Raw genomic sequence first — 26,199 nt, forward strand, 5'->3', positions numbered from 1 at the left:
GTGTTCAAGGTGCTGTTCTATTCACCGCGCATCGCGCCCAACACCGGCAACGCCATTCGGACGGCGGCCGCGACCGGCGCCGAATTGCATCTGGTCGAGCCGCTCGGTTTCGATCTATCCGAACCCAAGCTGCGGCGGGCCGGCCTGGACTATCACGACCTCGCGTCGGTCACCGTGCACCCGTCGCTGCGGGCCGCCTGGGCCGCGCTCGCGCCGGCGCGGGTGATCGCGTTCACCGCGCACGCGACAACGCCTTTCTCCGACGTCGACTACCGGGCGGGCGACGTGTTGATGTTCGGGCCCGAACCGGACGGGCTGGACGCGGCGACCCTGGCCGACGAGCACATCACCCGGCAGGTGCGCATCCCGATGCTGGCGGGCCGGCGCTCGCTGAACCTGTCCAACGCCGCCGCGATCGCCGTCTATGAGGCGTGGCGCCAGCACGGGTACGCCGGGGCGGTGTAGCCGCGATGAGTTCCGGGCCACCCGCGAGTCAGCATTGATATGGCTACCTTCATCACGATCGGCTACGGGGACGCGGCCGGATACGACCGCGCGAGCGACGAATGTAAAGCGGCCGCACACGCGCGCGACGACGCAATGCGCGCCGCCGGGGCGCTCATCGGAATTGCCGGCCGACCCGTTCGGGTGCGCAATCCGGACAGCTCAGGCGTGCGAACCGAGCCCGGGCCGTACTTGCAATCAGCACTACCGATCGCCGGGTTCGCCGTGTTGGAAGCCGAGGATCTCGAAACGGCGATCGAGCGGGTGAGCCAAACCCCCTGTGCCGTCGCGCACGGGGTCGTCGAGGTGTGGCCGCTGACGACCTGAGCTACCAGGCGTTCCAGTGGGTGAGCTGCTCGGCCGGTAGCCGCTTGGCCGGCCGGAAGTCGGTGCCCTTGGTGTAGGCGATGGGGAACAGGCCGGCCTGGCTGTATTTCTCGTAGGGAATGCCGAGCACGTCGGCGGCCTGCTTCTCGCCGTCGCGCAGCAGGTGCAGCGTCGTCCAGCAGGAGCCCAGCCCCCGCGAGCGCAGCGCCAGGCAGAAGCTCCAGACCGCCGGGAACAGCGACGCCCAAAACGACACGCCGCCCAGCGGCGTCTTGTCCTCGCGGCCCTCGATGCAGGGGATCATCAGCACCGGCGCCTCGTGCATGTGCTCGGCGAGGTAGGTGGCCGAGTCCCGCACCTTGCCCATCCGCTCCCCGCGGGTGTCGCCCTCGTCGTATTGGGCTCCCGGCGCGCTCAGGTAGCCGCGCGCGTTGGACAGGTAGATGTCGCCGAGCGCCTTCTTCTTGTCGGCGTCCTCGACGAACACCCATTGCCAGCCCTGCGAGTTGGAACCCGTCGGCGCCTGCAGCGCCAGGTCCAGGCATTCCATCAGCACGTCGCGACCAACCGGCTTGTCGAAGTCGAGGCGCTTGCGGACCGAGCGGGTGGTGGTGAGGACTTCGTCGACGGACAAGTTGAGGGTCATGGGTGGAGACTACCGTTGGCTTCATGACAGTCGAACTGACGCAAGAGGTTTCCAGCAGGCTCAATTCGGACAAGTTCGGGTGGCTGACCACGGTCGCCAAATCGGGACAACCGGTGCCGCGGCTGGTCTGGTTCTACTTCGACGGCACCCGGCTGACGGTGTACTCCATGCCGCAGGCAGCCAAGGTCGCCCACATCAAGGCGCACCCCGAAGTGAGCCTGAACCTGGATTCGGACGGTAACGGTGGCGGCATCGTCGCCATCGGTGGTACCGCGACGGTCGACGCGACCGACGTGAATTGCGCAGATGACGAGCCCTACTGGGCGAAGTACGGCGAGCTCGCGAAGGAGTTGGAGTCGGCCGAGGGGATGTCGATGGCGGCGTTCAGCACCCGGTTGGCGATCACGCCGACGAAGGTCTGGACCACGCCCACCAGCTAGGGCCTGAGCGCCGAACGTGCACTCACTGCGAATATTCGGCGGAAATCTCACGCTGAGTGCACGTTCGGCGAAAGGGGTCAGCGGAAGTCGCGCGACTTCGAGCCGACCGCCAGCGTGATGCGGCCCAGCCGCTCGGCAACGACGGTGACGGCGCCGCTGGCGTTTTGCACCTGCCCGCGCACCAGCAGCGCCGGCGCCGTGTTGGCCAGCTTGCGGTGTCGCGCCCACACCCCCGGCGTGCAGAGCACATTGACCATGCCCGTCTCGTCCTCGAGGTTGAGGAAGGTCACCCCCTGGGCCGTCCCGGGCCGCTGCCGGTGGGTCACCGCGCCGGCGATCAGCACGCGGTCGCCGTCGGGCACGTCCAGCAGCGCCTCGGCGGGCACCACGCCCAGCGCGTCCAGGTCCTCGCGCAGGAACTGCGTCGGGTAGCTGTCCGGGGAGATGCCGGTGGCCCACACGTCGGCGGCGGCCAGCTCCAGCTCGCTCATCCCCGGCAGCGCCGGGATGTGCGACGACGACCCCACGCCCGGCAACCGGTCCGGGCGCTGGGTGGCGGCCGCCCCGGCCGCCCACAACCCCTCGCGCCGGGACATGGAAAAGCAGCCCAGCGCCCCGGCCGTGGCCAGCGCCTCGGTCTGTGGCACGGATAGCTGCAGCCGGGTGGTCAGGTCCAGCAGGGATGCGAAGGGGCCGTTGGCCTTTCGTTCGTCGACCAGACGCTCGGCCAGGTCGTCGCCGATGTGGCGGACGGCGCCCAGGCCGAGGCGGACCTCCGTCCCTTCGTTCTCGAGGGTGGCGTTTGCCAGGCTGGCGTTGACGTCCGGGCCGTGCACCGCCACGCCGTGCCGGCGCGCGTCAGCCACCAGCGACTGTGGGGAATAGAAGCCCATCGGCTGCGCGCGCAGCAGCGCCGCGCAGAACGCGGCGGGGTGGTGCAGCTTGAACCACGACGAGTAGAACACCAGCGACGCGAAGGACAGCGCGTGGCTTTCGGGGAAGCCGAAATTGGCGAAGGCCTCCAGCTTTTCGTAGGTGCGGTCGATTACCTCGTCGGTGGCGCCGTGCAGCGCGCGCATGCCCTCGTAGAACCGGCCGCGCAGCCGTCGCATCCGTTCGGTCGAACGCTTGGAGCCCATGGCGCGCCGCAGCTGGTCGGCCTCGGCGGCGGAAAAGCCGGCGCAGTCGACCGCGAGCTGCATCAACTGCTCCTGAAAAAGCGGCACCCCCAGCGTCTTTCGCAGCGCGGATTCCATGGACGGGTGGTCGTAGACGACCGGGTCGACGCCGTTGCGCCGCCGGATGTAGGGGTGTACCGACCCGCCCTGGATGGGCCCGGGGCGGATCAGCGCGACCTCCACCACCAGGTCGTAGAAGATCCGTGGCCGCAGCCTGGGCAACGTGGCCATCTGCGCCCGCGACTCCACCTGGAACACGCCGACGGAATCGGCGCGGCACAGCATCTCGTACACCGCCGGTTCGGAGAGGTCGAGGCGGGCCAGATCCACCCGGATGCCCTTGTGCTCGGCCACCAGGTCGATGGCGTAGTGCAGCGCCGAGAGCATGCCCAGCCCCAGCAGGTCGAACTTCACCAAACCGATTGCCGCGCAGTCGTCTTTGTCCCACTGCAAGACGCTGCGGTTCTCCATGCGCGCCCACTCCACCGGACACACGTCGGCGATGGGGCGATCGCAGATCACCATGCCGCCGGAATGGATGCCCATGTGCCGCGGCAGGTTCCGGATCTGGTTCGCCAAATCGACCACCTGCTCTGGGATGTCTTCGACGTCGGGCGAATCCGCGAGCCCGTTCCAGTGGCCGAGCTGCTTGCTCCACGCGTCTTGCTGCCCCTGCGAAAAGCCCAGGGCGCGGGCCATGTCCCGCACCGCGATCCGGCCCCGGTAGGTGATGACGTTGGCGACCTGGGCGGCGTAGTCGCGGCCGTATTTGTCGTAGACGTACTGGATGACCTTTTCGCGCTGGTCCGATTCGATGTCCATGTCGATGTCGGGCGGCCCGTCGCGGGCGGGCGACAGGAAGCGCTCGAACAACAGCTCGTTGGCCACCGGGTCCACCGCGGTGACGCCCAGCGCGTAGCAGACCGCGGAATTGGCCGCCGATCCCCGGCCCTGGCACAGGATGTTGTTGCGCCGGCAGAACCGGGCGATGTCGTGCACCACCAGGAAGTAGCCCGGAAACGTCAGGTGTGCAATGACTTTCAGCTCGTGCTCGATCTGGGCGTAGGCGCGGGGCGCTGATTCGGGGAGCCCGTAGCGCTCGCGCGCGCCGGCCATCGTGAGCTGGCGCAGCCAGCTGTCTTCGGTGTGCCCGTCGGGCACGTCGAACGGCGGCAGCTGCGGCGCAATGAGCGCCAGCCCGAACGCGCACTGCTCGCCGAGCTCGGCGGCGGCCGTCACCGCTTCGGGCCGCTGGCCGAACAGCCGGGCCATCTCCTCCCCGGACCGCAGGTGCGAGCCGCCCAGCGGGGCCAGCCACCCGGCGGCGGTGTCCAGCGACTGCCGGGCCCGGATGGCACCCATTGCCATGGCCAGCCGGCCGCGCGACGGGTGGGCGAAATGCGCCCCCGTGGTGGCGATGACGCCGATGCCGAAGCGCGGCGCGAGGGCGGCCAGCGCCGCGTTACGTTCGTCGTCGAGCGGGTGACCGTGCTGGGTGAGCTCGACGCTGACCCGGTTCGCCCCGAACCGGTCCACCAGGTCGGCCAGCGCCCGCTCCGCGGCCTCCGGACCTTGCGAGAGCGCCCGGCGCACATGGCCTTTGCGGCATCCGGTCAGGATGTGCCAGTGCCCGCCGGCGGCCTCGGTCAGCGCGTCGAAATCGTAACGCGGCTTGCCCTTCTCCCCGCCGGCCAGGTGTGCCGCGGCCAGTTGCCGCGACAGCCGCCGGTATCCTTCCGGACCGCGGGCCAGCACCAGCAGGTGCGGACCGGGCGGATCCGGCGTCTCGGTGCGGGCGCCCGGCCCCAGCGACAGCTCGGCGCCGAACACGGTGCTCAGCTCGAGTTCGGCGGCGGCTTCGGCGAACCGCACCGCCCCGTACAGGCCGTCGTGGTCGGTGAGCGCCAGCGCGCGCAGGCCCAGCCGGGAGGCCTCCTCGACGAGCTCCTCGGGGGTACTGGCGCCGTCGAGGAAGCTGAACGCCGAATGCGCGTGCAGCTCGGCATATGCAACGGACGAGCGGGCCGCCCGGGTGTCGCCCGGCGGCTGGTAGGTGCCGCGCTTGCGCGACAGCGGGGCGTCCTCCGCGGGTTCCGCCGGCGCGCCGGCATGGCGCGGCTTGCCGTCGAGCACCCGCTCCATCTCCGCCCAACTCGGCGGCCCGTTGAACCAGCCCACATCCCGAGCCTACTCGAATATATGTTCGAATGTGAGCGGCGCTGTTAAACGGGTCTAAACACGTTCTTAACGCTGCCGGCCTACCGCCCGGCAGGCGCCGCACAGATACTGGTACCAGGGCAAAAACGACGGCGGGACTGAGCATGGCGCAAGCGAAGGCACTGGACACGGCTTACCTCAAGGCTCAGGATCCCGAACAGCACGCGAGCCTGGCGATCGGCGCGGTCGCCATCGTCGATGGCCCGGCCCCCGATCCCACATTGCTGAAAGCGCTGCTGGTGGAACGGTTTCGGTCGATACCGCGCTGCACGCAGTTGCTGCGCGCGCAGGACTTCGAGTGGATCGACTGCCCGGGATTCGACGTCGCCCGTCATGTGCGCCGGGTGGCGATCCCGCGCCCGGGCGACGACACCCAACTGTCCCAGGCCATCGCCTTCGCCCTCGAGCGTCCCCTCGACCTGAACCGCCCGCCGTGGGAATGCTGGGTGATCGAGGGCCTGACGGGCAACCGGTGGGCGATCCTGATCAAGACCCACCACGACGTCGCCGACGGCAACTCAGCCGCCCACCTGCTCACCAGGCTCTGCGACGACGCCGGTGAGGCCGCCGTCGCCAAAGACCTTGCCGCTACCCAGGTTTCGTCGGCGCCGCGACCCGGCTGGATCGACGCCCTGGGCCGGGCCGCCGCGCTGGCCGGCACACTGGTCGGTGCGATGTGGCCGGCGGAACGGCTGCCGGTCGATCCCGTCATGCGGCGCTACGGCACGGTGCGAGTCCCCGCCGCCGACGTCGACAAGGTGTGCCGCAAATTCGGTGTGACCGTCAACGACGTTGCGCTGGCGGCCATCACCGAGGGCTTCCGGCGGGTTCTGCTGCGCCGCGGCGAGGAGCCGCGCGCGGATTCGTTGCGGACCCTGGTGCCACTGTGGGGGGCGCCGGTCCGTTCGGCCATGCTGCCGTATCTGCCCGTCGAGCACGAGGACCCGGTCCAGCAGCTGCGCACGGTGCACAACAGGTGGAAGGTCCAGAAGCGTGAACCCGGCATCGTGGAGTCGGCGCTCAACTGCCTGCCGGCGCTGGTGCGCAGCAACGTCTTACAGCTGCTGGCCCGGCTGCCGCACGCCGGCGTCGTGACGCTGGGGACCCACACGCCCGGACCACGCCACCAACTCCGGCTGATGGGCCGGACGATAGAACGCCTGCTGCCGATCCCCCCGACCGCCGTGCGGCTGAGCACGGGGGTCGCGGTGCTCAGCTACGGCGACGACGTGGTGTTCGGGATCACCGCCGAATACGACTCCGCGGCCGACGTCAAGGAGCTGGTGGCCGGCATCGAACTGGGCATGGCGCGGATGGTGGCACTCAGCGGGGATTCGGTGCTGCTGTTCGGCAAGGACCACCGGCGCAGGCGCGCGGCCCGCAGGCATCCGAGCCAGGCATATCGAGCGCACCCGTCGGCGCGCTATTGACCCTGGCCCCGGCGGTGCCCGGCATCGTGAGAAGGTTGGTGCATGCCGGTCACCATCGATCCGCGCCGCCACGACGCGGTGCTGTTCGACGCCGCGTTGGGCGACGCGCCGGCGCTGGTCCGGCGGCTGCGCGACGCCGGCGTCGGCGTCTTCTCGTGGGGCACTGACGAGGCGGCGGTTCGCCCGGGGCGATGCGCCGTCGTGACCGGCGACCCGGAAGTCGTTCAGGCGGCGCGCGACAACGGCTTCGCGTTGGTCATCGGCGTCGGGGCCGCGGACGGACTGCGGCGTTGCGGCGCCGACGCTGTGGTCACCGACGCGGATGAGGTCGCGGTGCGGGCCGGGGACCGCCGGATGTCCCAGCTGCCCGCCGCGCGAGAGGCCTTGGGCGCCTTGGCCGAGCGCAGGCCGGCGGTGTTCTACGACTTCGACGGGACCCTGTCGGACATCGTCGACGATCCGGATGCGGCCCGGCCCGTCGCCGGGGCGGTCGAGGCCTTGCAGAGGCTGGCCGCGCAGTGTCCGGTGGCGGTGCTGTCCGGCCGCGACCTCGCCGACGTGACGAAGCGCCTCGGCGTACCCGGCATCTGGTACGCCGGCAGCCACGGCTTCGAGCTGACCGCGCCCGACGGGACGCACCACCAGAACGAGGACGCGGCGGCGGCCGTACCGGTGCTGGAACAGGCGGCCGGTGAGCTACGCGACAGGGTGGGCTCGATTCCCGGGGTTGTGGTGGAGCACAAGCGATTTGGTGTGGCGGTGCACTACCGCAACGCCGCGCGGGACCGCGTCGGCGAGGTGGCCGCGGCGGTGCGCGCGGCGGGCCGGCGCGACGCGCTTCGGGTGACCACCGGGCGCGAGGTCATCGAGCTGCGCCCGGACCTGGACTGGGACAAGGGCAAGACCCTGCGCTGGGTGATGGAGCACCTGAGCGAGGCCGCCTCCGGCCCGCTGGTCCCGGTCTATGTCGGCGACGACATCACCGACGAGGACGCGTTCGATGCGATCAGCGACGAGGGCGTCCCGATCCTGGTGCGGCACAACGAGGACGGTGACCGCGCCACCGCCGCGCGGTTCGCGCTGGAGACCCCCGCGCAGGCCGCGGAGTTCACCGACCTGCTGGCCCGGCAGTTGGGCGAGGCCCGCGCGGATTAGGGCACCGACGGGACCTAGCCGTCAGCTAGGCCTCCGCGTACTCCGCGGCGCCGTCATCGAGCACCACGCGGGCGGGGCTGCCCTCGGCGCCCGACGCCTCGGTCCGGAAAACCGCCTTCCCCGGCTCCGTCCGCCAGATCAGCGTGGTCAGCGTCTCGCCGGGAAACACGGGTGAGCTGAATCGCGCGTCGATCGACGTGACGTTGGCGGCCACACCCTTGCCCAGCTCGGCGACCAGCGCGCGCCCCGCCACCCCGTAGCTGCACAGCCCGTGCAGGATCGGCTTGGGGAACCCGGCCAGCTCCCGGGCGAACCAGGGGTCGCTGTGCAGCGGGTTGCGGTCACCGGAGAGCCGATAGATCAGCGCCTGGTCCTCGCGGGTCGGCAGCGGAATCCGGGCGTCCGGCTCGCGGTCCGGGATCTCCGGTGCGATCGGCCGCTGGCCCGGCACTCCGCCGAACCCGCCCGCACCCCGAACGACGAACGTCGTCGACGTTTCGGCGATCAGCTTGCCCGAGTCCGGGTCGGTGCCGCGGCCGCGCAGCATCACGACCGCGTTCTTGCCCTCGCCCTTGTCCTGAATGTCGGTGACCTCGGAGACCACGGATAGCTTTCCCGCCGCCGGCAGCGGCGCATGCAACCGGACACCCTGCGATCCGTGTAAGAGCATGGCCCAGTTGAACGTTCCGATCTTGGCGGCCGCCCCGAAGGCCGGAGAGCAGATCACCGCGTAGGTGGGCAGCACCTGCTGGGCGATGTCATGGCTGTTCTCGGTTGTGAAGGACAGATCGTCGAGACCGCACCCGACGCCGAGCGCATACAGCATCGTGTCCTTGTCGGTCCATTCGAACAGCGTCGGATCGCTCACCGCGCCGACGGCACTCGGGTCAATGGCCATACGAGTCTCCTTTCAAGGACTTTTCGGTACTGAAGCATTTCAGACCGTCGCAAACCCTTCCCTCCGGCACCCTCGGCAGGGCAGGCTATCGACATGCGCAAGGGGAGCGTGATCGCAAAAGCCATAGCAGTGCTCGCGACGGCGGTCGTCGTCGGTGCGTGCGGCGGCTCACCGCAGCCGCGCAGCATCACGCTGACGTTCATCCGCCACGCGCAGTCGGAGGCCAACGCCAGCGGGATCATCGACACCTCGGTGCCGGGCCCGGGCCTCAGCCCCGAGGGCAAAGGGCAGGCCGAACAGCTCGCGCATCAGGTCGCCCACAACAAGTACGACGCCGTCTACGCCTCCACCATGGCGCGCGCCCAGCAGACCGCCGAACCGCTGGCGGCCGAACTGCACAAGCAGGTGGAGGTGCTGCAGGGCATCCAGGAGATCGGCGCCGGCTGGTTCGAGGGCAAGCCGATCTCGATGGATCCCACGACCTACCTGCTGGCGCCGGCGGACTGGCTCAGCGGCGACGTGCAAAACAGCATCCCCGGCTCGATCACCGGCAAGGAGTTCAACGACCGGTTCACCGCGGCCGTCCAGAAGGTCTACGACAGCGGGCACAACAACCCGGTGGTGTTCGCGCACCTGTACTCCATCGAGTACTGGGTGCTGATGAACGTCAAGAACGCCAAGGACAGCCTCCGCACCACCCACCCGCTGCCCAACACCGGCCGCGTGGTGATCACCGGCAACCCGATGACGGGCTGGACGCTGCAGGAATGGGACGGCATCCGCGACTTCAACGGCTGACGGCTACCATGTCCGCATGCGGTATGTCGTTACCGGCGGTACCGGGTTTATCGGGCGCCGCGTCGTGTCGCGCCTGCTGGAAACGCGGCCGGACGCGCAGGTGTGGGTGCTGGTGCGCCGCGGATCGCTCGGGCGCTTCGAACGCCTCGCCGCCGTGTGGGGCGACCGGGCCAGGCCGCTGGTCGGCGAGCTGCCCGGGCTCGGCCTGACCGACGGAACGCTGGCCGAGCTGGGCCGGGTCGATCACCTCGTGCACTGCGCGGCGATCTACGACATCACCGCCGGCGAGGCCGAGCAGCGGGCGGTCAACGTCGAGGGGACCCGGGCGGTGATCGACCTGGCACGCCGGCTGGACGCCACGCTGCACCACGTGTCGTCGATCGCGGTGGCGGGCGACTTTCCCGGCGAGTACACCGAGGAGGACTTCGATGTCGGCCAGCGGCTGCCGACCGCCTATCACCGGACCAAGTTCGAGGCGGAGGCGCTGGTGCGGTCGACGCCCGGGCTGCGCTACCGCGTCTACCGCCCCGCCGTTGTGGTGGGCGATTCGGTCACCGGGGAGATGGACAAGATCGACGGCCCGTACTACTTCTTCGGCGTGCTGGCCAAGTTGGCGGTGTTGCCCAAACTGACCCCGATCCTGTTGCCCGACACCGGTCGCACCAACATCGTCCCGGTCGACTACGTCGTCGACGCGCTGGTCGCCCTCGTCCACGCGGACGGTTACGGTGCCGGTTGGGATGGCCGCACCTTCCACCTCACCTCCCCCAAAACCATTGGGCTGCGCGGCATTTACCGTGGCGTCGCCAAAGCGGCCGGGTTGCCGGCGATGCGCGGGTCGCTGCCCCGCTCGGTGGCGGCGCCGGTGCTCAAGGCGCGCGGCCGCGCCCGAGTGGTGCGCAACATGGCGGCCACCCAGCTCGGGATTCCCGCCGAGATATTCGACGTCGTCGACTTGAAGCCGACTTTCGTCAACGACGAGACCCGAAAGGCGTTGCAGGGCACCGGTATCGAAGTGCCGGACTTTGCGAGCTACGCGCCCGAGCTGTGGTGGTACTGGGCCGAGCACCTCGACCCCGACCGGGCCCGGCGCGACGACCCGAAGGCGCCGCTGCAGGGCCGGCACGTCATCATCACCGGCGCGTCCAGCGGGATCGGGCGGGCGGCTGCGCTCGCCGTCGCCGAACGGGGCGCGACGGTGTTCGCGCTGGCCCGCAACGCCGACGCGCTGGATGCCTTGGTCGCCGAGATCCGCGCCGGCGGCGGGCAGGCGCACGCGTTCACCTGCGACGTCACCGACTCCACGTCGGTGGAGCACACCGTCAAGGACATCCTGGGGCGCTTCGACCACGTCGACTATCTGGTGAACAATGCCGGCCGGTCGATCCGGCGCTCGGTGGTCAACTCCACCGACAGGCTGCACGACTACGAACGGGTGATGGCGGTCAACTACTTCGGGGCAGTGCGGATGGTGCTGGCGCTGCTGCCGCACTGGCGCGAGCGCCGGTTCGGCCACGTGGTCAACGTCTCCAGCGCGGGCGTGCAGGCCCGCAACCCCAAGTACAGCTCCTACCTGCCCACCAAGGCGGCGCTGGACGCGTTCGCCGACGTGGTCGGGTCCGAGACGCTCTCCGACCACATCACGTTCACCAACATCCACATGCCGCTGGTCCGCACCCCGATGATCGCGCCGTCGCACCGGCTCAACCCGGTGCCCGCGATCAGCCCCGAGCGCGCGGCGGCGATGGTGGTGCGCGGCCTCGTCGAGAAACCGGCGCGCATCGACACCCCGCTGGGCACGCTCGCCGAGGTCGGCAATTACTTCGCGCCGAGGACGTCGCGGCGCATCCTGCACCAGCTCTACCTGGGCTACCCCGATTCCGCCGCGGCGCGCGGGCTGCCCACCGAGGCGAAAGCGCCGCCGAACCGGAGGCCCAAGCGCCCGGCCCGCGCCGTCGCCGCGGGCATCCGGACACCGCGCCCGGTCAAGCGGCTCGTGCGGCTGGTGCCCGGCGTGCACTGGTAAACGCCGGGTTTAGCCCCACCGGATTGCGGTATCCCGGCGCGATGGTCCTTTGCGAAAAGCGGACGGACGCCGACCCGGTGGCCGCCGCGGGCCGGCTGGTCGCCACGACGGGGGTCGCGGTGCTGTCCTCCTTCGACGTGACGCGAAGCCTCGAGGTTGGCCGCGAGGAATGGACCCGGTTTGCCCGGCACTGGCGGCAGCTGGCGCCGGATCCCTATGCGGCGGAGCTGGGGGTGCAGCGGCTGCGCCGTTACGGCCAGTACTCGTTTCGGGACGGGGTGCTGCGCCCGATGCCCAAGCTCGCGTTCGTGCAGCCGGAGGACTCCAACCCGCTCTACATCGGCAAGGACCGTGACTTCGAGCCGCTGACCGACGCGTTCGCCGCGGATCCGTTGCTGCACAAGGTGGTCGGGCTGCTGGCCCGGGTTGCCGCGGCCCTGGATGACGTGGCCGACTGGAACGTCAAGGTGCATCCGTTCCGCATTCGCTGCTGCGGTGACGAGGACGGCCATCCGACGCCCGAAGGCCTGCACCGCGACGGCGTCACCCTGGTCAGCTCGCTGCTGATCGGGCGGCGCAACGCCATCGGCGGCGAGAGCACCGTGTGCGACCTTCAGGGCCGGCAGTTGCTGGCGACGACGCTGGCCGAGCCGGGGGCGCTGATGCTGGGCGACGACCGCCGCACCCTGCACGGCGTCTCGCCGATCCGGCCGATCGACGCCTCCGGACCGGCGCAGCGCGATGTCCTGGTGATCACCTTCGCGTCGGCCTGGCCGTAGAATCCCCGCGGTGAACCCCATTTTCGTCGACGTCGACACCGGCATCGACGATGCGATGGCCTTGATCTACCTGCTGGCCAGCGCCGACGCCGAGGTGGTCGGCATCGCCTCGACCGGCGGCAACATCCACGTCGACCAGGTTTGCGCCAATAACCTGGGTCTGCTCGAATTGTGCCGCGCCCCAGCCATACCCGTGTCCAAGGGCGCCGACGAGCCGTTGTGCGGCCACTGGCCGCATCACTCGAAGTTCCACGGCCCCAAGGGCTTAGGCTATGCCGACCTGCCCCCCACCGGCCGCGGGCTCACCGGCCACGACGCCACCGCGGCGTGGGTGACCGCGGCGCGCGCCCATCCCGGCGAGCTGATCGGCCTGGTCACCGGCCCGCTGACCAACCTGGCGCTGGCGCTGCGCGCCGAACCCGCGCTGCCGAGGATGCTGCGACGGCTGGTGATCATGGGCGGCTCGTTCGGCGGCGATACCGATCCGATGGCCGAATGGAACATCCGGGTGGATCCCGAGGCGGCCGGCGAGGTCTTCGCCGGCTGGGCCGGGCAGCAACAACTTCCGATCGTCTGTGGCCTGGACCTCACCCGGCGCGTCGCGATGACGCCGGAGGTCCTGGACCGGCTGGCCGCTGCCGCGGGCCCGTCGCCGTTGCTACCGGTGATCGAGGACGCGATGCGGTTCTACTTCGAATCCCACGAGGTCCGCGGGCACGGCTACGTCGCGTTCATGCACGACCCGCTGGCCGCCGCGGCGGCGCTGGAGCCGGAGCTGGTGTCGACCAGGGCCGCCACGGTGGACATCGAACTGGCGGATATCCCGACCCGGGGCGTGACGACGCCCGACTGGTCGGGCGACCGAAAAGCCAACGCCCTGATCGGCGTTGACGTGGACCCCGCGGCGTTCTTCGAGGAGTTCATCGAGCGGGTCGCGCCGTTCGCGCGCGGGCTCGGCCGTCACTCATAGCTACCCTCGAGATACCAACGTCTTTGGCGGTAGCACAGCAGAAAAGCCCGCTCGTCCTCCAGCAGGACCTGCGCGCGGGCGGTACGTCCTTTGGCCTCGGGATCCCACCACCGCTCGTCGACCGGCCAGGGTCCGGCCCACCAGCGCAGCGGCTCGTCCCGGCCGCGCACGGTCAGCCGGGCGGGGTCGGCCGAGAACATCCCCCGGCCGGTCACCCGTATCGAATCCCCCTCGGCGTCAATCAATTCCACCGGGTCGTCGAGCAGCACCGCCGGCGACGGCTGCGGCAGTTGCCCGGGCCACGGCGGGCCCGGGTCGGCATGCGGCACCGGCTCGTCGCCCAGCGGAATCAACGTGATGCGCTCGGCCGGCCCGCGACCGCCGGCCAGCACCGGCACCCGCACTGCCTCCGGCCCGAGCAGGCCCTGGACCCGCACCAGCGCCCGGCGGGCCCGCAGCCTGTCCTCCTCGCCCAGGCCGCCCCATAACGGCAACTGCAGCGCCTCGGCCGACACCACCTCCACCGCCTGCAGCCGCAACAGGGTCACCGCCGCCGTCGGGCGGGGGTTGCGGGCGGTTCGGTTGCTCAACCACCCGTCGAGCTGCCAGCGCACCCGATCGGCGGTCGCGTCCTCGGTCAACGGCTCGGCGCACCGCCACACCCGTTGCAGCTCTTCACCGTTGGCGGTGACGGCGTGGATGGCCAGCCGGGTGCAGCCCACCCCCGCGGCCATCAGCGTCTGGTGCAGCGCGCCGGCCAGCGAGCGACCGGCGAAGGCGGCGGCATCGACCCGGTCGATCGGCGGGTCGCAGTCCAGCATGGCCTCGAGTTCCGGCGGCGACTCGCGTCCGGACGGTCCCCGCTCGGGTTCGCCGCGGGCGAACCGGTGCGCGGTCACCCCGTCGGCGCCGAACCGGGAAGCCACGTCGGTGCGCGACAGCGCGGCGAACTGCCCGATGGTGCGAATCCCCATCCGCCACAACAGGTCCGTCAGCTCCTCTCGCCCCGGACCGGACAGGCTCGGCTCGGTGGCCAGCTGCCGGATCGACAGCGCCGACAGAAACCTCGCGTCGCCTCCCGGCTCGACGATCCGGCCCGCGCGCGCGGCGAAGACCGCGGTGGACAACTGGTCGGCGATCCCAACCTGACACTCGGCGCCCGCGGCGGCCACCGCGTCGATCAGCCGCTCGGCGGCCAGCTCCTCGGACCCGAAATAGCGGGCCGCCCCGCGCACCGGCAACACCAGAAGGCCGGGCCGCAGCACCTCGGCGCGGGGCACCAGATCGTCCACCGCGGCGATCACCCCCTCGAAGAAGCGGGCGTCGCGGTCGGCGTCGGCGGTCGCGACGTGCAGCTGCGGGCACCGGGCCGCCGCCTCCCGTCGCCGCAGCCCCCGCCGCACCCCCGCCGCGCGGGCGCCCGACGAGCAGGCGATCACCCGGTTGGCCAACGTGATCGCGATCGGGGCCGTCATGGGCAGGTCCGCCGCTGCCGCCGCCGCGACCGCGGGCCAGTCCATGCACCAGATCGCCAGCGCGCGTGAGGAAGCCACCCGAATTCACCCGGCTCGCGACCGGCCGAGCACCCGCCTACCCGCGCACACCCCGCCGACCTGCAGCCGCACCCTGCCGATGCGCCCGAAGCCGGGGCGGCCGTTCGCCGTGATCTCGTAGCCGCAGACCCGCGCCTCCAACCGCGTCGGCGCCCCCTGCCAGTCGCCGTCGGTGACCAGCAGGGTGCATCCCTTGTTGCGGGCCCGCGCCACCACCGCCCGCGCCCGGGTGTGCGGCACCTGGCGCCCGCCCAGGCCGAGCACCACCAGATCCATGCCGTCGATGAGCACCGCGGCCACCTCGACCGGATCGGTTCCGGCGTCCGGTATCACCGCGAGCCGGCTCAGGTCCGCCCCCATCTCCACGGCGGCCAGCAGCCCGATGTCGGGTTGGCCGACGATGGCGACGTTGCCGCCGGCCGCCGTCACCGCGGCCACCACGCCCAACACCAGCGACCGGGCCCCCGACAGCACCGCCACCGTTCCCCGCGGCAACGGCACCGGCAGCGAATCCGCGAGCCACCGCGGGAGCGCCAGCCAGGATTCCGAATCCGGCAGCAGGTCGTCGGTGGGGGCGCCGCGCCCGGAGATCTCAGCCATCCGCCGGCGCAGCGATTCCAGCTGATCAGCGCGGTGATCGGAGGCCAGAGCCGCGGTCATGACTGCCTCCTACCCCCACGCGTTTTCGAAAGTATGTTCGATACATTCGCGAGTAAACACCCACCCTCCGACAAGCGTCAAGAAACGTGAGAGGCTGCTTTATGCGGTCGGTACTGGTGTGGCTGATGGTGCTTTTTTGCTGCACTTTCCCGGCGCCAAGCGCCGCCGCTCCGTGTCGAGAAGCGGAGCTGTTCGCCTCCGACAACACCGATCCCCTGTTCGAGGCGCAGGCCACCGTGACGATCGCGCTCAGCGGCGCGGCGGCGACGGGATCGACCCCGCTCGACGGGGTGTACTGGTCGGGCGCGCTGCAACGGAACACCTATGAGCGCTCGCGTGAATTTCACCTGTGCGGTGCCGACGGCGCGTCACACTCCGCCGCCGAGGCGCTGCGCCGTCAGTTCGACCAGGACGCGGTGCTGACCTTCGACTACGAGCGCGCGCCGGACGAGAACGCGATCCTCGTCGCCGTGCCACACGTCGACATCGCCCGCTTCGGCGACGCGCTGGCGGCCGATCCGGTCGCCCGCGATCGCATCCGGGGCGGGTCCGTCACCACGACCGACCACACCCTGCTCCTTGTCGCCGGGGACGAAGACCGAGATGTCGCCCGCCGGCTCGTCGGCGAGTCCGGCGGGGACTGGGATGCGGCCACGATCGCCTACGGCAAGCGCGAATTTGTCCAGACCTAAGTCCTCAAGTGTTGTGAAAACGGCTCGATCTGCACGATCCACATCGATGCTTCCGGCTCTATTGTGGATCTGTGCCCGACGTTCACGACTTGGGCGGTCGAGCGGAACACTTCGCTCCAGTTCATCACGACGCGGACGAGCCGGCCTTTCACGATCGCTGGGAGGCAAGGGTTTTCGGCCTCGTGTCGTTCATGCAGCCGACGCTGGGTAAGACCATCCACGAATTTCGATACGAGATTGAGCAGTTGCCAGCCCGGCAATACTTCCTCTCGTACTACGCGCGATGGTTGGCGGCGCTCGAGAACCAGCTGGACCACGACGGCTATCTCGCCGCCGGCGAACTGGATGCGATGCTCTCCGGCCAGCCGGTCGGCGCAAGCCGGCGCGGGTCGAGGGTTCGGGTCAGATTCGCCGCCGTGGCGCTACGGGTGATAACAAGGCCGACCCTGCCGCGGTGGATGTGCGTGTACGTGCTCCCCCCGGTGCTTGGCGGCGTTCGTTGGACTCGCCGTGCACCGATGTTTGCCGTCGGCGACACCGTCAAAGTGCGGCCACGCCGCGCCGGGCACACCCGACAGCCGGGGTACGTCACTGGCAAGAGAGGCGTGGTCACGGAGCATCACGGGCCCGCTCTGCTGCCGGACGCACGCGCGGTCGGGCGGCGCGAGCCCCCCCAACACCTCTACACGATCGCCTTCCACGGACGCGAGTTGTGGGGTTCGACCGCCGAGGACGGAGTGGAAGTCAGGATCGACTTGTACGAGCCATATCTGGAGCGCGAATGAGTGAACATGAGTGACGAGGCTTTCGCTACCCGCGTTGCGGCCCTGGAGGAATTGCTCGCCGAGAAGGGCCTGATCGACCCGGCGACGGTCGATCGGCTCATCGATCACTTCACCCACCACGTCGGCCCGATGAGTGGGGCGAAGGTCGTTGCCCGCGCGTGGGTGGATCCCGAGTACAAGCGACGCTTGCTCGCCGACGGGACACGAGCGATCGCGGAGTTTGGGTTAGGTGGGCTAGAGGCGGCGCACCTCAAGGTCGTCGAGAACACCCCGGGAGTCCACAACGTCGTCGTTTGTACGCTCTGCTCGTGCTATCCGTGGGCGGTTCTGGGCTTACCCCCGAGCTGGTACAAAAGCGCCGGGTACCGGTCCCGAATGGTCGCCGAGCCCCGCGCCTTGTTACGGGAAATGGGCCTCAACCTGGACCCACGCGTCCGGATACGGGTCTGGGACAGCTCCGCCGAGGCACGGTTCCTGGTCCTTCCGATGCGCCCGGAGGGAACCGACAACCTCAGCGAGGCCGATCTGGCGGGGCTGATCACCCGCGACGCCATGATCGGCGTGGCCGAAGCTGTCTGGCCATGAACGCGGTCCACCGGGTGGACGTGACCGGGCCCGCGGCTCCACCGCGCGCGAACGGGGAGGTGATCTTCGATGCGCCGTGGCAACAGCGCGTTTTCGGTCTCACCCTGGCATTGAACGAGACCGCGGCAGTGCCATGGAAGACATTTCGGACCCGGCTGATCGCCCGCATCGCGCAAGACGAGGCCCGCCCCTATTGGGAATCGTGGGCGGCCGCTCTCGAGGATGTCCTCGCCGCTTCGGCAACGCTCACGGCCACTGATGTCGACAGCCGGCAGGACCGATTGGCAAAGCGCCACCCAGGCCACGATCATCGACATTGATCGCGGACGAGCTACTCCCACTCGATGGTGCCGGGCGGCTTGCTGGTGACGTCCAGCACCACGCGGTTGACCTCGGGCACCTCGTTGGTGATCCGGGTCGAGATGCGCTCCAGCACCTCGTAGGGCACCCGGGTCCAGTCGGCGGTCATCGCGTCCTCGCTGGACACCGGCCGCAGCACGACCGGGTGCCCGTAGGTGCGGTTGTCGCCCTGCACCCCGACCGAGCGCACGTCGGCCAGCAGCACCACCGGGCACTGCCAGATCTGGTTGTCCAGGCCGGCGGCGGTGAGCTCCTCGCGCGCGATCGAGTCCGCGCGCCGCAACGTGTCCAGCCGCTGCGCGGTGACCTCGCCGACGATCCGGATACCCAAACCAGGCCCCGGAAACGGTTGGCGCGCAACGATTTCCTCCGGCAGGCCCAACTCCCGCCCGACCGCACGCACCTCGTCCTTGAACAGCAGCCGCAGCGGCTCGACGAGCTTGAACTTCAGGTCGCCCGGCAGGCCGCCGACGTTGTGGTGGCTCTTGATGTTCGCGGTGCCGCTGCCCCCGCCGGACTCCACCACGTCCGGGTACAGCGTGCCCTGGACCAAAAACTCGACCTGAGAATCGGTGTCCCCCACGATGTCCCGCACCGCGCCCTCGAAGGCCCGGATGAACTGCCGCCCGATGATCTTGCGCTTGCCTTCGGGGTTGGTCACCCCCGACAGCGCCTGCAGGAACGTCTCCTCGGCGTCGACGGTGACCAGGTTGGCGCCGGTAGCCGCCACGAAGTCGCGTTGCACCTGGTCGCGCTCGCCGGCACGCAACAGCCCATGGTCGACGAAGACACAGGTCAGCCTCTCGCCGATGGCGCGCTGCACCAGCGCCGCTGCCACCGCCGAATCCACCCCGCCGGACAGCCCGCAGATCGCGTGGCCGTCGCCGATCTGGGCGCGCACCTGCTCGACGAGCGCGTCGGCGATGTTGGCGGGCGTCCACTGGGCGCCAAGCCCGGCGAAGTCGTGCAGGAACCGGCTGAGCACCTGCTGGCCGTGCGGGGTGTGCATCACCTCCGGGTGGTACTGCACGCCGGCCAGGCGCCGCCCCCGGTTCTCGAAGGCGGCCACCGCCGCGCCCGCGCTGGACGCGACCACGTCGAATCCGTCCGGCGCCGCGGTGACGGCGTCGCCGTGACTCATCCACACCGGCTGGACGTCGGGCAGGCCCGAATGCAGCTCGCCGCCAAGCACTTTCAGCTCGGTGCGGCCGTACTCGCTGGTGCCGGTGTGGGCGACGGTGCCGCCCAGGGCCTGCGCCATGGCCTGAAACCCGTAGCAGATGCCGAACACCGGCAGCTCGAGGTCGAACAGCGCCGGATCGAGCTGCGGGGCGCCCTCGGTGTAGACGCTGGCCGGACCGCCGGACAGCACCACCGCCACCGGATTGCGGGCCTTGATCTCCTCGACCGTGGCGGTGTGCGGGATGACCTCGGAAAAGACCCGCGCCTCGCGGACCCGGCGGGCGATCAACTGCGCGTACTGCGCGCCGAAGTCGACGACCAGCACCGGCCGGTCGACCGGCCCCGCCGCGTCGGAGTCATCAGGTTTCGCCACGCCGCAAGCTTAGTGGCCGGGGTTGACATCCCCGAGCCAGCTCCTGGTGTGGCTCAACAGGGTGGCGGTGGTCCCGTCGGTCTCGGGGAGTAGCCGGAATTCGACGGACATGGTGGGCAGGCGGGGGACGTACTGCACCCAGCACAATCGGCTGCGCGGCTGCAGCGAGGTCACCCGGCACAGCGCGGTGTCGTCGCGGCCGACGCGGTGCCGGATCAGGCGAAACGACGTGCCCACCTGGAGCCGTTGATCATCGGCGGCATGCTCGACGGCGTCCCAGGTGTCGTACCACTCCGCGATGCCGGCGACGGTGGTGATCAGGTCCCACACCTTCTCCGGCGGCGCGGCGATGCGTATCGAGTCGGACAGCGTCTGGCGGTTCATGCGCGCAGGCTCTCGGTGGGGCTCGGCGTTGCGACGGCGTCGGGCAGCCGGGGCCGCTGCGCGCGACGGCCGGTGCCCACTCGCCGGGGCCACCAGAACCAGCGTCCGAGCAGGGCGGCGATCGCGGGTGTCATCAGCGACCGCACCACCAACGTGTCGAAGAGCAGCCCGATGCCGACGGTCGTGCCGAACTGACCGATGATCCGCAGGTCGCTGAACACGAAGGACGACATGGTAAAGGCGAACACCAGCCCCGCCGAGGTCACCACCGCGCCGGTGCCGCCCATGGCGCGGATGATTCCGGTTTTGATGCCGGCCCCGATCTCCTCCTTGAACCGCGAAACCAGTAACAGGTTGTAGTCCGACCCGACGGCCAGCAGGATGATGACGGCCATCGCGATCACCAGCCAGTGCAACGGAATACGGAGGATGTCCTGCCACACCAGCACCGACAGTCCGAACGAGGCGCCCAGCGACAGCACCACGGTGCCGATGATGACCAGCGCCGCGATGACGCTTCCGGTGATGACCAGCATGATGATGAAGATCAGGCAGGCCGCCGCGATTCCCGCGATCAGCAGGTCGTATTTGGCCGCGCCACTCATGTCCTCATACGTCGGCGCCGTGCCGCCCAGGTAGATCTTGGCCTCTTCCAAGGGAGTTCCCTTGACGGCGTGCCGCGCGGCCTTCTCGATCGCGTCGACGCGCGAGATGCCTTCGGGGGTCGCCGGGTCCCCGTCGTGGGTGATGATGAAGCGGGCGTCCCTGCCGTCGGGCGAGAGGAACATCGCCAGGCCGCGTTTGAAGTCGGGGTTGTCGAAGACCTCCGGCGGCAGGTAGAAGGAATCGTCGTTCTTGGCCGCGTCGAACGCTTGTCCCATCGCGGACGCGTTCTGCTGTGCGGCGTCCATCTGGTCGAGCAGGCCCGCGAACGTGCTGTACATCGTCATCGTCATCGTTCGCATGGTCGTCGTGGCGTCGATGATCGGCGGCAGCAGCGAGATCAGCTGCGGCATCAGGCTATCCAGCCGGTCGGTGTCCTTAACGAGACTGCCCAGGTCGTCGGTGACCTTGTCGACGCCGTCGAGCGCATCGAATGCCGACCGCAGTGCCCAGCAGACTCCGATATCAAAGCAGTGCCGCTCCCAGTAGAAATAGCCACGCAGCGGCCGGAAGAAGTCGTCGAAATCGGCGATGCGGTCGCGCACTTCGGTCGTGTCCGCGACGATCTGCTTCGTCTGGCCGGCGACGTCGTGGGTGGTGCCGGCGAGCTGGCGCATCAGGCCGAGCATGCGTTGCATGGTGTCGATGACGCCCGCCATTTGATCGGCGATGGCCCGCATGTCGGCCATCCGGTCATGCAGGTACTTCATGTTCTCGGTCAGCGTGGTGGATTGCATGCTCATCTGAAAGGGAATGGAGGTGTGCGTGATTGGGGCACCCAACGGCCTGGTGATGGACTGGACCCGCGCGACGCCGTCGGCGCCGAAGACGCCTTTGGCCACCCGGTCCAGGACGAGCATGTCGGCGGGATTGCGCATGTCGTGGTCGGTCTGGACCAACAACAGGTCGGGGTTCAGGCGCGCGGGCGAAAAGTGCCGGTCGGCCGCGGCATATCCGATGTTGGACGGTGTGGTCCGGGGCAGATAATTGCGATCGTTGTAGCTCGTCGTGAACGACGGCAGGGCCAGCAGGCCGACGAGCGCGGTCGCGGCCGTCGCCGCGAGTATCGGTGCGGGCCAGCGGACGACGGCGGTTCCCAGCCGTCGCCACCCCCGCGTCTTGATTTTCCGTTTGGGATCGAAAAGTCCGAAGCGGCTGCCCAAGGTGATGATGGCTGGACCCAACGTGAGCGCGCCCGCCACCATCGTGAACATCCCGATCGCGCAGGGCGCGCCCAGGGTCTGGAAATAGGGCAGCCTGGTGAAGCTGAGGCAGAACATCGCGCCGGCGATGGTCAGGCCGGAGCCCAGGACCACATGTGCGCTGCCGCGAAACATGGTGTAGTACGCGGCTTCTGTGTCCTGGCCCGCCTGACGGGCCTCCTGATATCGGCCCACGATGAAGATCGCGTAATCCGTGCCCGCGGCGATCGCGAGTATCGGAAGGATTTGCACCGCAAACGTCGAGAGCCCCAGTACGCCTCGGCTTCCGAGAAATGCGATCACGCCTTGCACCGCGGGCAATTCGATGAAGACCATCAGCAGCGTCAGCAGGACGGTGACCAAGGAACGGTACACGATCAACAGCATCAGGACGATGACCGCGACGGTCACGCCCATCACCTTGCGGGCGCTTTTGTTGCCGAATTCGAGCTGATCGGTGGTCACCGCCGCGGGACCGGCGACATAGGCCCTGACGCCGGTGGGCGCCTGCACGTTTGACACGATGCGCCGCACCGCGTCCACGGACTCGTTGGCCAGCGTCTCGCCCTGGCGCCCGGCGAGGAAGACCTGCACGTAGGCGGCCTTTCCGTCGGCGCTCTGCGATCCGGCCGCAGTGAGCGGATCGCCCCAGAAGTCCTGGATGTGCTCGACATGCTTGTGGTCCTGCGCGAGCTTGCCGATCAGGTCGCCGTAGAACCGGTGCGCCGCATCGCCGAGCGGCGTTTGGCCCTCGAGGACGATCATGACCGCGCTGTCGGAGTCGAATTCTTTGAACACCTGGCCGATGCGCTTCATGGCCTGTATCGCCGGGGCGTCGTCGGGGCTCATCGACACCGCGTGCGCCTCCCCGACCGCTTCCAGTTGCGGCACAGCGAGGTTGGTGACCGCCGCAAGACCCAGCCAGAAGAGCAGGATGGGCATCGAAAGCCGGCGAACCGTTCGCGCGATCACGCGGACTTCACCAGGCAGAAGGTCTGTGGGTGGATTCCCGCCACGGTTCGTTGGGCCTTGATATCGCCGTTCACGGTGATCCGGCAGCCGATGTTGTCATCGGCGCCCTGCGCCACGACGTTGACGCTGACCGCAGGGGCGGTCGTGGCCACGCTGTAGGTCCATGGCAGCGGCGTGCCGTCGACTCGCTGCGGCACGGCGTCGACATCGAGGTAGTTGATGTCGGCGACGCTGCCCGCCGGGCCGAAGACCTCCATCGTCACGTGCTTGGGGTTGAAGGGTTTGATGGCGTCGGCGTGGGCGCCGACGGCCGACCCGACGCCGCGAACGCCGAAGATGCCGTGCAGCCGGTAGACGGCGAAACCCGCGAGGGCGACCATGGTCACGACGACCAGCGGGATCCACGCGCGTTTGACGACAGTCATCCTCGTCCTCGGGTTTACTCGAAGGAATAAGTTGGGTGACTAACACCGTAGCTTGAGACAGCGCTGGTCGCAATCCATCTTTGACTGCATATTTGCACAACAGCGGCACAACGGTCTTGCCTCGGCTTGCGGCAACTAGTAAGTTGTACAACTAAATTGCCAACACACCGGCCGTCCCACCACCGGCCGACGAGAGAGGGTCAAAGGCCATGAGTATCAATGCACATCGATTCGGTCCCTGGGCGGTCGTGACGGGGGCGTCGTCGGGGATCGGACGCGAGTTCGCGCACCAGCTCGGCGATGCTGGCATCAACGTGGTCCTGGTCGCGCGGCGCCTGGCCGTGCTGCAGGACCTGGGCGCGGCGCTGGCTCGCGGCTACGGTGTCGACTATCGCGCCGTCGGCGTCGACCTGTCCGACCCTGACATGCTGACCCCAATCATCCAGGCCACCAACGACATCGACGTCGGCCTGCTGGTGTCGAACGCCGGCGAGGCGCTACCCGGGCCGTTCCTGGACTCGGATCTGCAGGCGCAGCGAGCGATCCTGCGGCTCAACACCGCCGCGCATCTGGGCCTGAGCCACCACTTCGGTGCACGAATGGCGCGGCGCGGTCGCGGCGGCATCGTGCTCGTCTCCGCGCTGGGGGCCACACATGGCGTGCCGTACCTGGCGAACACCGCGGCGACCAAGGCCTATGCGTCGAGCCTCGGCGCCGGCCTGCACGGCGAGCTGGCCAAGCACGGCGTGCACGTCACGGTGCTACACCCGGGACCCACCCGCACGCCGGCGCTCGCCGCGTTCGGCCTGGACCCCGACCAGATGCCGATATCGCCCATGGCGCCGGATGTTTGTGCCCGCGAGGCGTTGCGCGCGCTGGAGCGCAATCGGGCGCGCTGCATACCGGGCCGGGTCAACCGGGTAACCACCGCGCTCGTGCCGGCGTCAGTCACCCGCTCGATGATGTCGCGCATGTTGCTGCGGCCCAGCCGGGTCACGACGGCCTCCAACTAAAATGGATAAACCGATCTGCCTCATTACCGGCGCCACCGACGGCATCGGCAAGGTCACCGCGACCGCGCTGGCCCGCGAGGGCCACACCGTCGTGCTGGCCGCGCGCAGCGAGGCCAAGGCCGCAACCGTCACATCCGAAATCGTGGCGGCCACCGGCAACCGCGACGTCGGTTACCTCACCGCCGACCTCCGCTCGCTTTCCCAGCTGCGGCGGCTGGCCGATGCGTTCGCGGCGCGCTACCCGCGGCTGGACGTCCTGGTCAACAACGCCGGCGTCGTCATGCCGCAACGCGTACTGACCGAGGATGGCTACGAGACCACGTTTCAGGTCAACTACCTCGCGCAGTTCTATCTCACCCAGTTGCTGCTCGACGCATTGGAAAAGAGCCCGCGGGGCCGGGTCATCAACCTGAGCTCGAGCGTGTACCGCGCCGGCAAGTTCGACCCGGACAACCTGCAAGGCGAGCGCCGGTTCTCCACCATCGGCGCATACGCCGCGTCCAAACTTTGCGTGCTGCTGTTCACCATCGAGCTGGCGCAGCGACTGGCTCCGACGCGCGTCACCGCGAACGCCGTGCATCCTGGGATAGTCAGGACTCCGATGATGCGCGGGGCGGAAGGGATCTTCCGTGCGATCTCCTATGCGGCGCTGCCGTTTTCGCGATCCGCGGAGAAGGGCGCCGCCACGTCGGTGTTCCTCGCGGGCTCCCCCGACGCGGTGCAGGTCTCCGGCCAGTACTTCACGAATGCCAGGCCGAAGAAGGTCAAGACCGCCCACAACACACCGGAGAACCGGGACCTGCTGTGGAACCTGAGCATGGACGCGTGCCGTCTATAGTCCGTGAGTGACATGGCTGACTCAACCGGCAAGCGCGAGCGACTGATCGCAGCCGCATGCGACCTGTTCTACCGCCAGGGCATCGCGGGCACCACACTCGCGCACATCGCCGAGGCCGCCGAGGTGCCGCTGGGCAACGTTTACTACTACTTCAAGACCAAAGACGACATCGTGGCCGCCGTCGTCGAGGCGCGCACCGAGGAAATCCGTTCCGCGACCGCGGCCTTGCAGCGCCGGCACGGCAGCCCCAAGGCCCGGCTCAAGGCGCTCGTCGGGATGCTGTCCGAGTCGCGCGACACGATCGCCGAGCACGGCTGTCCGCTGGGAAGCCTGTGCACCGAACTCGGTAACCAACCGGGCCAATCGCCGGCCCTGACCGCCCCCATCATGCAGACCCTGCTGGAGTGGACCGAGCAGCAATTCCACGCCATGGGCCGCCGCGACGCCCGCGACCTGGCGCTCGAACTCGTCATCGCCTACGAGGGCAGCGCCGTCCTCACCAACGCCCTGGCCGAGCCCGAAGTCATGGCCCACCAGGCCCGACGGCTCGAAAAGTGGATCAACGCAATGCAAGTGTGACCGCACCGATCACTGCGCCGACGCGGCCGCGATCGTCGCGTCGACAATGCTCCGGATTCGGGTGGCCGCTTGATCGGGATCGGGCTGGCCGGCGTCGAGCCAGGCTATGACGGCGTCGATCGTCATGGTGGGCAGCAGTCGCGCCGCCCAGTTCCGCCATCGATCGTCGGCGATGCCGGCAAGGTGGCGGCTGGCGAGCTCGGTTGAACCCTCAACGAGACTGTCGGCCATGTCGCGAAACTCGGGCTCGCGGGCGGCGTAGCGGAACAGCAGCCGAAAGGCGTCCGGATCGGCCGCGGCCGCGCGTACGAGAGCGGGAATGGTGGAGTCGTCGAAGTCGTCTGCCCCAGTGGCTTCGCGGAGGCGGTTGTTGGCATGCTCGAGGACTTCCCGGTAGAGGTCGGCCTTCGACGCGAAGTGGCGGTACAGGATCACCTGGGTGACAGCGGCTTCAGCGGCGATGGCATCGAGCCCGGTCTTCGCGAAGCCGCCGCGGGCGAAGGCGCGCGTGGCGGCCTCGAGGATCTGTTCCCGCCGTTGGGCGCGGGGCATCCGCCGCGTCGGC

At 69.3% G+C, this 26,199-nt stretch carries 26 protein-coding genes; 16 read left to right on the plus strand and 10 right to left on the minus strand.

Going from position 1 to position 26,199, the window contains the following annotated elements:
- Both A5787_RS05115 and A5787_RS05120 read left to right on the plus strand, forming a co-directional pair.
- Nucleotides 1–465, plus strand: a complete 465-nt coding sequence (locus A5787_RS05115; protein ID WP_066963023.1) for a tRNA (cytidine(34)-2'-O)-methyltransferase — start codon at nucleotides 1–3, stop codon at nucleotides 463–465.
- Nucleotides 466–504: 39 nt separating this feature from the next.
- Nucleotides 505–831, plus strand: a complete 327-nt coding sequence (locus A5787_RS05120) for a YciI family protein (protein WP_066962597.1) — start codon at nucleotides 505–507, stop codon at nucleotides 829–831.
- Nucleotide 832: 1 nt separating this feature from the next.
- Here the strand turns inward: A5787_RS05120 and A5787_RS05125 are convergent, their stop codons facing one another.
- On the minus strand, nucleotides 833–1,477 hold the full coding sequence (locus A5787_RS05125) for a nitroreductase family protein (RefSeq protein WP_066962600.1): 645 nt from the start codon (nucleotides 1,475–1,477) through the stop codon (nucleotides 833–835).
- Nucleotides 1,478–1,500: 23 nt separating this feature from the next.
- On the opposite strand from A5787_RS05125, the gene A5787_RS05130 reads away from it, so the two are divergent.
- Nucleotides 1,501–1,917: a TIGR03667 family PPOX class F420-dependent oxidoreductase gene (locus A5787_RS05130; RefSeq protein ID WP_066963026.1), complete on the plus strand. Its 417-nt coding sequence runs from the start codon at nucleotides 1,501–1,503 to the stop codon at nucleotides 1,915–1,917.
- 77 nt (nucleotides 1,918–1,994) lie between these two features.
- Here A5787_RS05130 and A5787_RS05135 read toward each other — a convergent pair whose 3' ends face one another.
- Nucleotides 1,995–5,273 carry an error-prone DNA polymerase gene (locus tag A5787_RS05135; protein ID WP_066962603.1) on the minus strand — a complete coding sequence of 1,093 codons (3,279 nt, stop codon included), beginning with the start codon at nucleotides 5,271–5,273 and terminating at the stop codon, nucleotides 1,995–1,997.
- Between the two features lie 143 nt (nucleotides 5,274–5,416).
- Here A5787_RS05135 and A5787_RS05140 point away from each other — a divergent pair, with 143 nt between their 5' ends.
- Nucleotides 5,417–6,742 carry a wax ester/triacylglycerol synthase domain-containing protein gene (locus tag A5787_RS05140; RefSeq protein WP_066962606.1) on the plus strand — a complete coding sequence of 442 codons (1,326 nt, stop codon included), beginning with the start codon at nucleotides 5,417–5,419 and terminating at the stop codon, nucleotides 6,740–6,742.
- A gap of 42 nt (nucleotides 6,743–6,784) precedes the next feature.
- Complete coding sequence (otsB, locus tag A5787_RS05145; RefSeq protein ID WP_066962609.1) at nucleotides 6,785–7,897, plus strand: trehalose-phosphatase; 1,113 nt, start codon at nucleotides 6,785–6,787, stop codon at nucleotides 7,895–7,897.
- 25 nt (nucleotides 7,898–7,922) lie between these two features.
- On the opposite strand, the gene A5787_RS05150 is transcribed toward otsB, so the two are convergent.
- Complete coding sequence (locus tag A5787_RS05150) at nucleotides 7,923–8,795, minus strand: MaoC family dehydratase (RefSeq protein ID WP_066962612.1); 873 nt, start codon at nucleotides 8,793–8,795, stop codon at nucleotides 7,923–7,925.
- A 93-nt stretch (nucleotides 8,796–8,888) separates the two neighbouring features.
- Between A5787_RS05150 and A5787_RS05155 the strand changes: the two genes are divergently transcribed.
- The 4 genes from A5787_RS05155 to A5787_RS05170 are packed head-to-tail and all read left to right on the plus strand — an operon-like array spanning nucleotide 8,889 to nucleotide 13,368.
- Entirely contained in the window at nucleotides 8,889–9,593 is a 705-nt protein-coding gene (locus A5787_RS05155; protein WP_066962614.1) for a histidine phosphatase family protein, read from the plus strand.
- Nucleotides 9,594–9,609: 16 nt separating this feature from the next.
- Nucleotides 9,610–11,619 (plus strand): SDR family oxidoreductase, encoded by a 2,010-nt coding sequence (locus A5787_RS05160; protein ID WP_066962618.1) that lies wholly within the window; start codon nucleotides 9,610–9,612, stop codon nucleotides 11,617–11,619.
- 41 nt (nucleotides 11,620–11,660) lie between these two features.
- Entirely contained in the window at nucleotides 11,661–12,398 is a 738-nt protein-coding gene (locus A5787_RS05165; RefSeq protein ID WP_082977073.1) for a 2OG-Fe dioxygenase family protein, read from the plus strand.
- 1 nt (nucleotide 12,399) lies between these two features.
- On the plus strand, nucleotides 12,400–13,368 hold the full coding sequence (locus tag A5787_RS05170) for a nucleoside hydrolase (RefSeq protein ID WP_197506969.1): 969 nt from the start codon (nucleotides 12,400–12,402) through the stop codon (nucleotides 13,366–13,368).
- Here the strand turns inward: A5787_RS05170 and A5787_RS05175 are convergent.
- Entirely contained in the window at nucleotides 13,359–14,888 is a 1,530-nt protein-coding gene (locus A5787_RS05175; RefSeq protein ID WP_066962624.1) for a DNA polymerase Y family protein, read from the minus strand. The two genes, A5787_RS05170 and A5787_RS05175, sit on opposite strands and share 10 nt — an antisense overlap.
- Before the next feature lie 39 nt (nucleotides 14,889–14,927).
- A complete protein-coding gene (locus A5787_RS05180) occupies nucleotides 14,928–15,581 on the minus strand; it encodes a hypothetical protein (protein ID WP_066962627.1) in 654 nt (217 codons plus the stop codon).
- A gap of 101 nt (nucleotides 15,582–15,682) precedes the next feature.
- Between A5787_RS05180 and A5787_RS05185 the strand changes: the two genes are divergently transcribed.
- From A5787_RS05185 to A5787_RS05200, 4 genes are all read left to right on the plus strand, one after another.
- Nucleotides 15,683–16,273 (plus strand): hypothetical protein, encoded by a 591-nt coding sequence (locus tag A5787_RS05185; RefSeq protein ID WP_156763774.1) that lies wholly within the window; start codon nucleotides 15,683–15,685, stop codon nucleotides 16,271–16,273.
- A 71-nt stretch (nucleotides 16,274–16,344) separates the two neighbouring features.
- On the plus strand, nucleotides 16,345–17,058 hold the full coding sequence (locus tag A5787_RS05190; RefSeq protein WP_066962630.1) for an SH3-like domain-containing protein: 714 nt from the start codon (nucleotides 16,345–16,347) through the stop codon (nucleotides 17,056–17,058).
- Nucleotides 17,059–17,064: 6 nt separating this feature from the next.
- A complete protein-coding gene (gene nthA / locus A5787_RS05195) occupies nucleotides 17,065–17,643 on the plus strand; it encodes a nitrile hydratase subunit alpha (protein ID WP_066963035.1) in 579 nt (192 codons plus the stop codon).
- On the plus strand, nucleotides 17,640–17,963 hold the full coding sequence (locus A5787_RS05200) for a nitrile hydratase accessory protein (RefSeq protein WP_066962632.1): 324 nt from the start codon (nucleotides 17,640–17,642) through the stop codon (nucleotides 17,961–17,963). Before nthA ends, A5787_RS05200 begins: the two co-directional genes overlap by 4 nt.
- 11 nt (nucleotides 17,964–17,974) lie before the next feature.
- On the opposite strand, the gene guaA is transcribed toward A5787_RS05200, so the two are convergent.
- The 4 genes from guaA to A5787_RS05220 are packed head-to-tail and all read right to left on the minus strand — an operon-like array spanning nucleotide 17,975 to nucleotide 23,204.
- Nucleotides 17,975–19,558: a glutamine-hydrolyzing GMP synthase gene (gene guaA / locus A5787_RS05205; protein WP_156763775.1), complete on the minus strand. Its 1,584-nt coding sequence runs from the start codon at nucleotides 19,556–19,558 to the stop codon at nucleotides 17,975–17,977.
- Nucleotides 19,559–19,567: 9 nt separating this feature from the next.
- Nucleotides 19,568–19,942 (minus strand): SRPBCC domain-containing protein, encoded by a 375-nt coding sequence (locus A5787_RS05210; RefSeq protein WP_066962634.1) that lies wholly within the window; start codon nucleotides 19,940–19,942, stop codon nucleotides 19,568–19,570.
- A complete protein-coding gene (locus tag A5787_RS05215; RefSeq protein ID WP_066962636.1) occupies nucleotides 19,939–22,749 on the minus strand; it encodes an RND family transporter in 2,811 nt (936 codons plus the stop codon). Before A5787_RS05215 ends, A5787_RS05210 begins: the two co-directional genes overlap by 4 nt.
- A 26-nt stretch (nucleotides 22,750–22,775) precedes the next feature.
- Complete coding sequence (locus A5787_RS05220; RefSeq protein WP_066962639.1) at nucleotides 22,776–23,204, minus strand: MmpS family transport accessory protein; 429 nt, start codon at nucleotides 23,202–23,204, stop codon at nucleotides 22,776–22,778.
- 209 nt (nucleotides 23,205–23,413) lie between these two features.
- Here A5787_RS05220 and A5787_RS05225 point away from each other — a divergent pair, with 209 nt between their 5' ends.
- From A5787_RS05225 to A5787_RS05235, 3 genes are read left to right on the plus strand one after another with little or no spacing between them, the layout of a single operon-like run.
- Complete coding sequence (locus A5787_RS05225) at nucleotides 23,414–24,217, plus strand: SDR family oxidoreductase (protein ID WP_066962642.1); 804 nt, start codon at nucleotides 23,414–23,416, stop codon at nucleotides 24,215–24,217.
- 1 nt (nucleotide 24,218) lies between these two features.
- Complete coding sequence (locus tag A5787_RS05230; protein ID WP_066962645.1) at nucleotides 24,219–25,055, plus strand: SDR family oxidoreductase; 837 nt, start codon at nucleotides 24,219–24,221, stop codon at nucleotides 25,053–25,055.
- A 12-nt stretch (nucleotides 25,056–25,067) separates the two neighbouring features.
- Nucleotides 25,068–25,634 carry a TetR/AcrR family transcriptional regulator gene (locus A5787_RS05235; protein WP_066962649.1) on the plus strand — a complete coding sequence of 189 codons (567 nt, stop codon included), beginning with the start codon at nucleotides 25,068–25,070 and terminating at the stop codon, nucleotides 25,632–25,634.
- Between the two features lie 9 nt (nucleotides 25,635–25,643).
- On the opposite strand, the gene A5787_RS05240 is transcribed toward A5787_RS05235, so the two are convergent.
- Nucleotides 25,644–26,186, minus strand: coding sequence for a TetR/AcrR family transcriptional regulator (locus A5787_RS05240; protein ID WP_066962652.1), 543 nt, complete (start codon nucleotides 26,184–26,186; stop codon nucleotides 25,644–25,646).
- Nucleotides 26,187–26,199: the final 13 nt, after the last annotated feature.

The sequence above is a fragment of the Mycobacterium sp. 852002-50816_SCH5313054-b genome (assembly GCF_001667185.1).
GTDB lineage: Bacteria > Actinomycetota > Actinomycetes > Mycobacteriales > Mycobacteriaceae > Mycobacterium.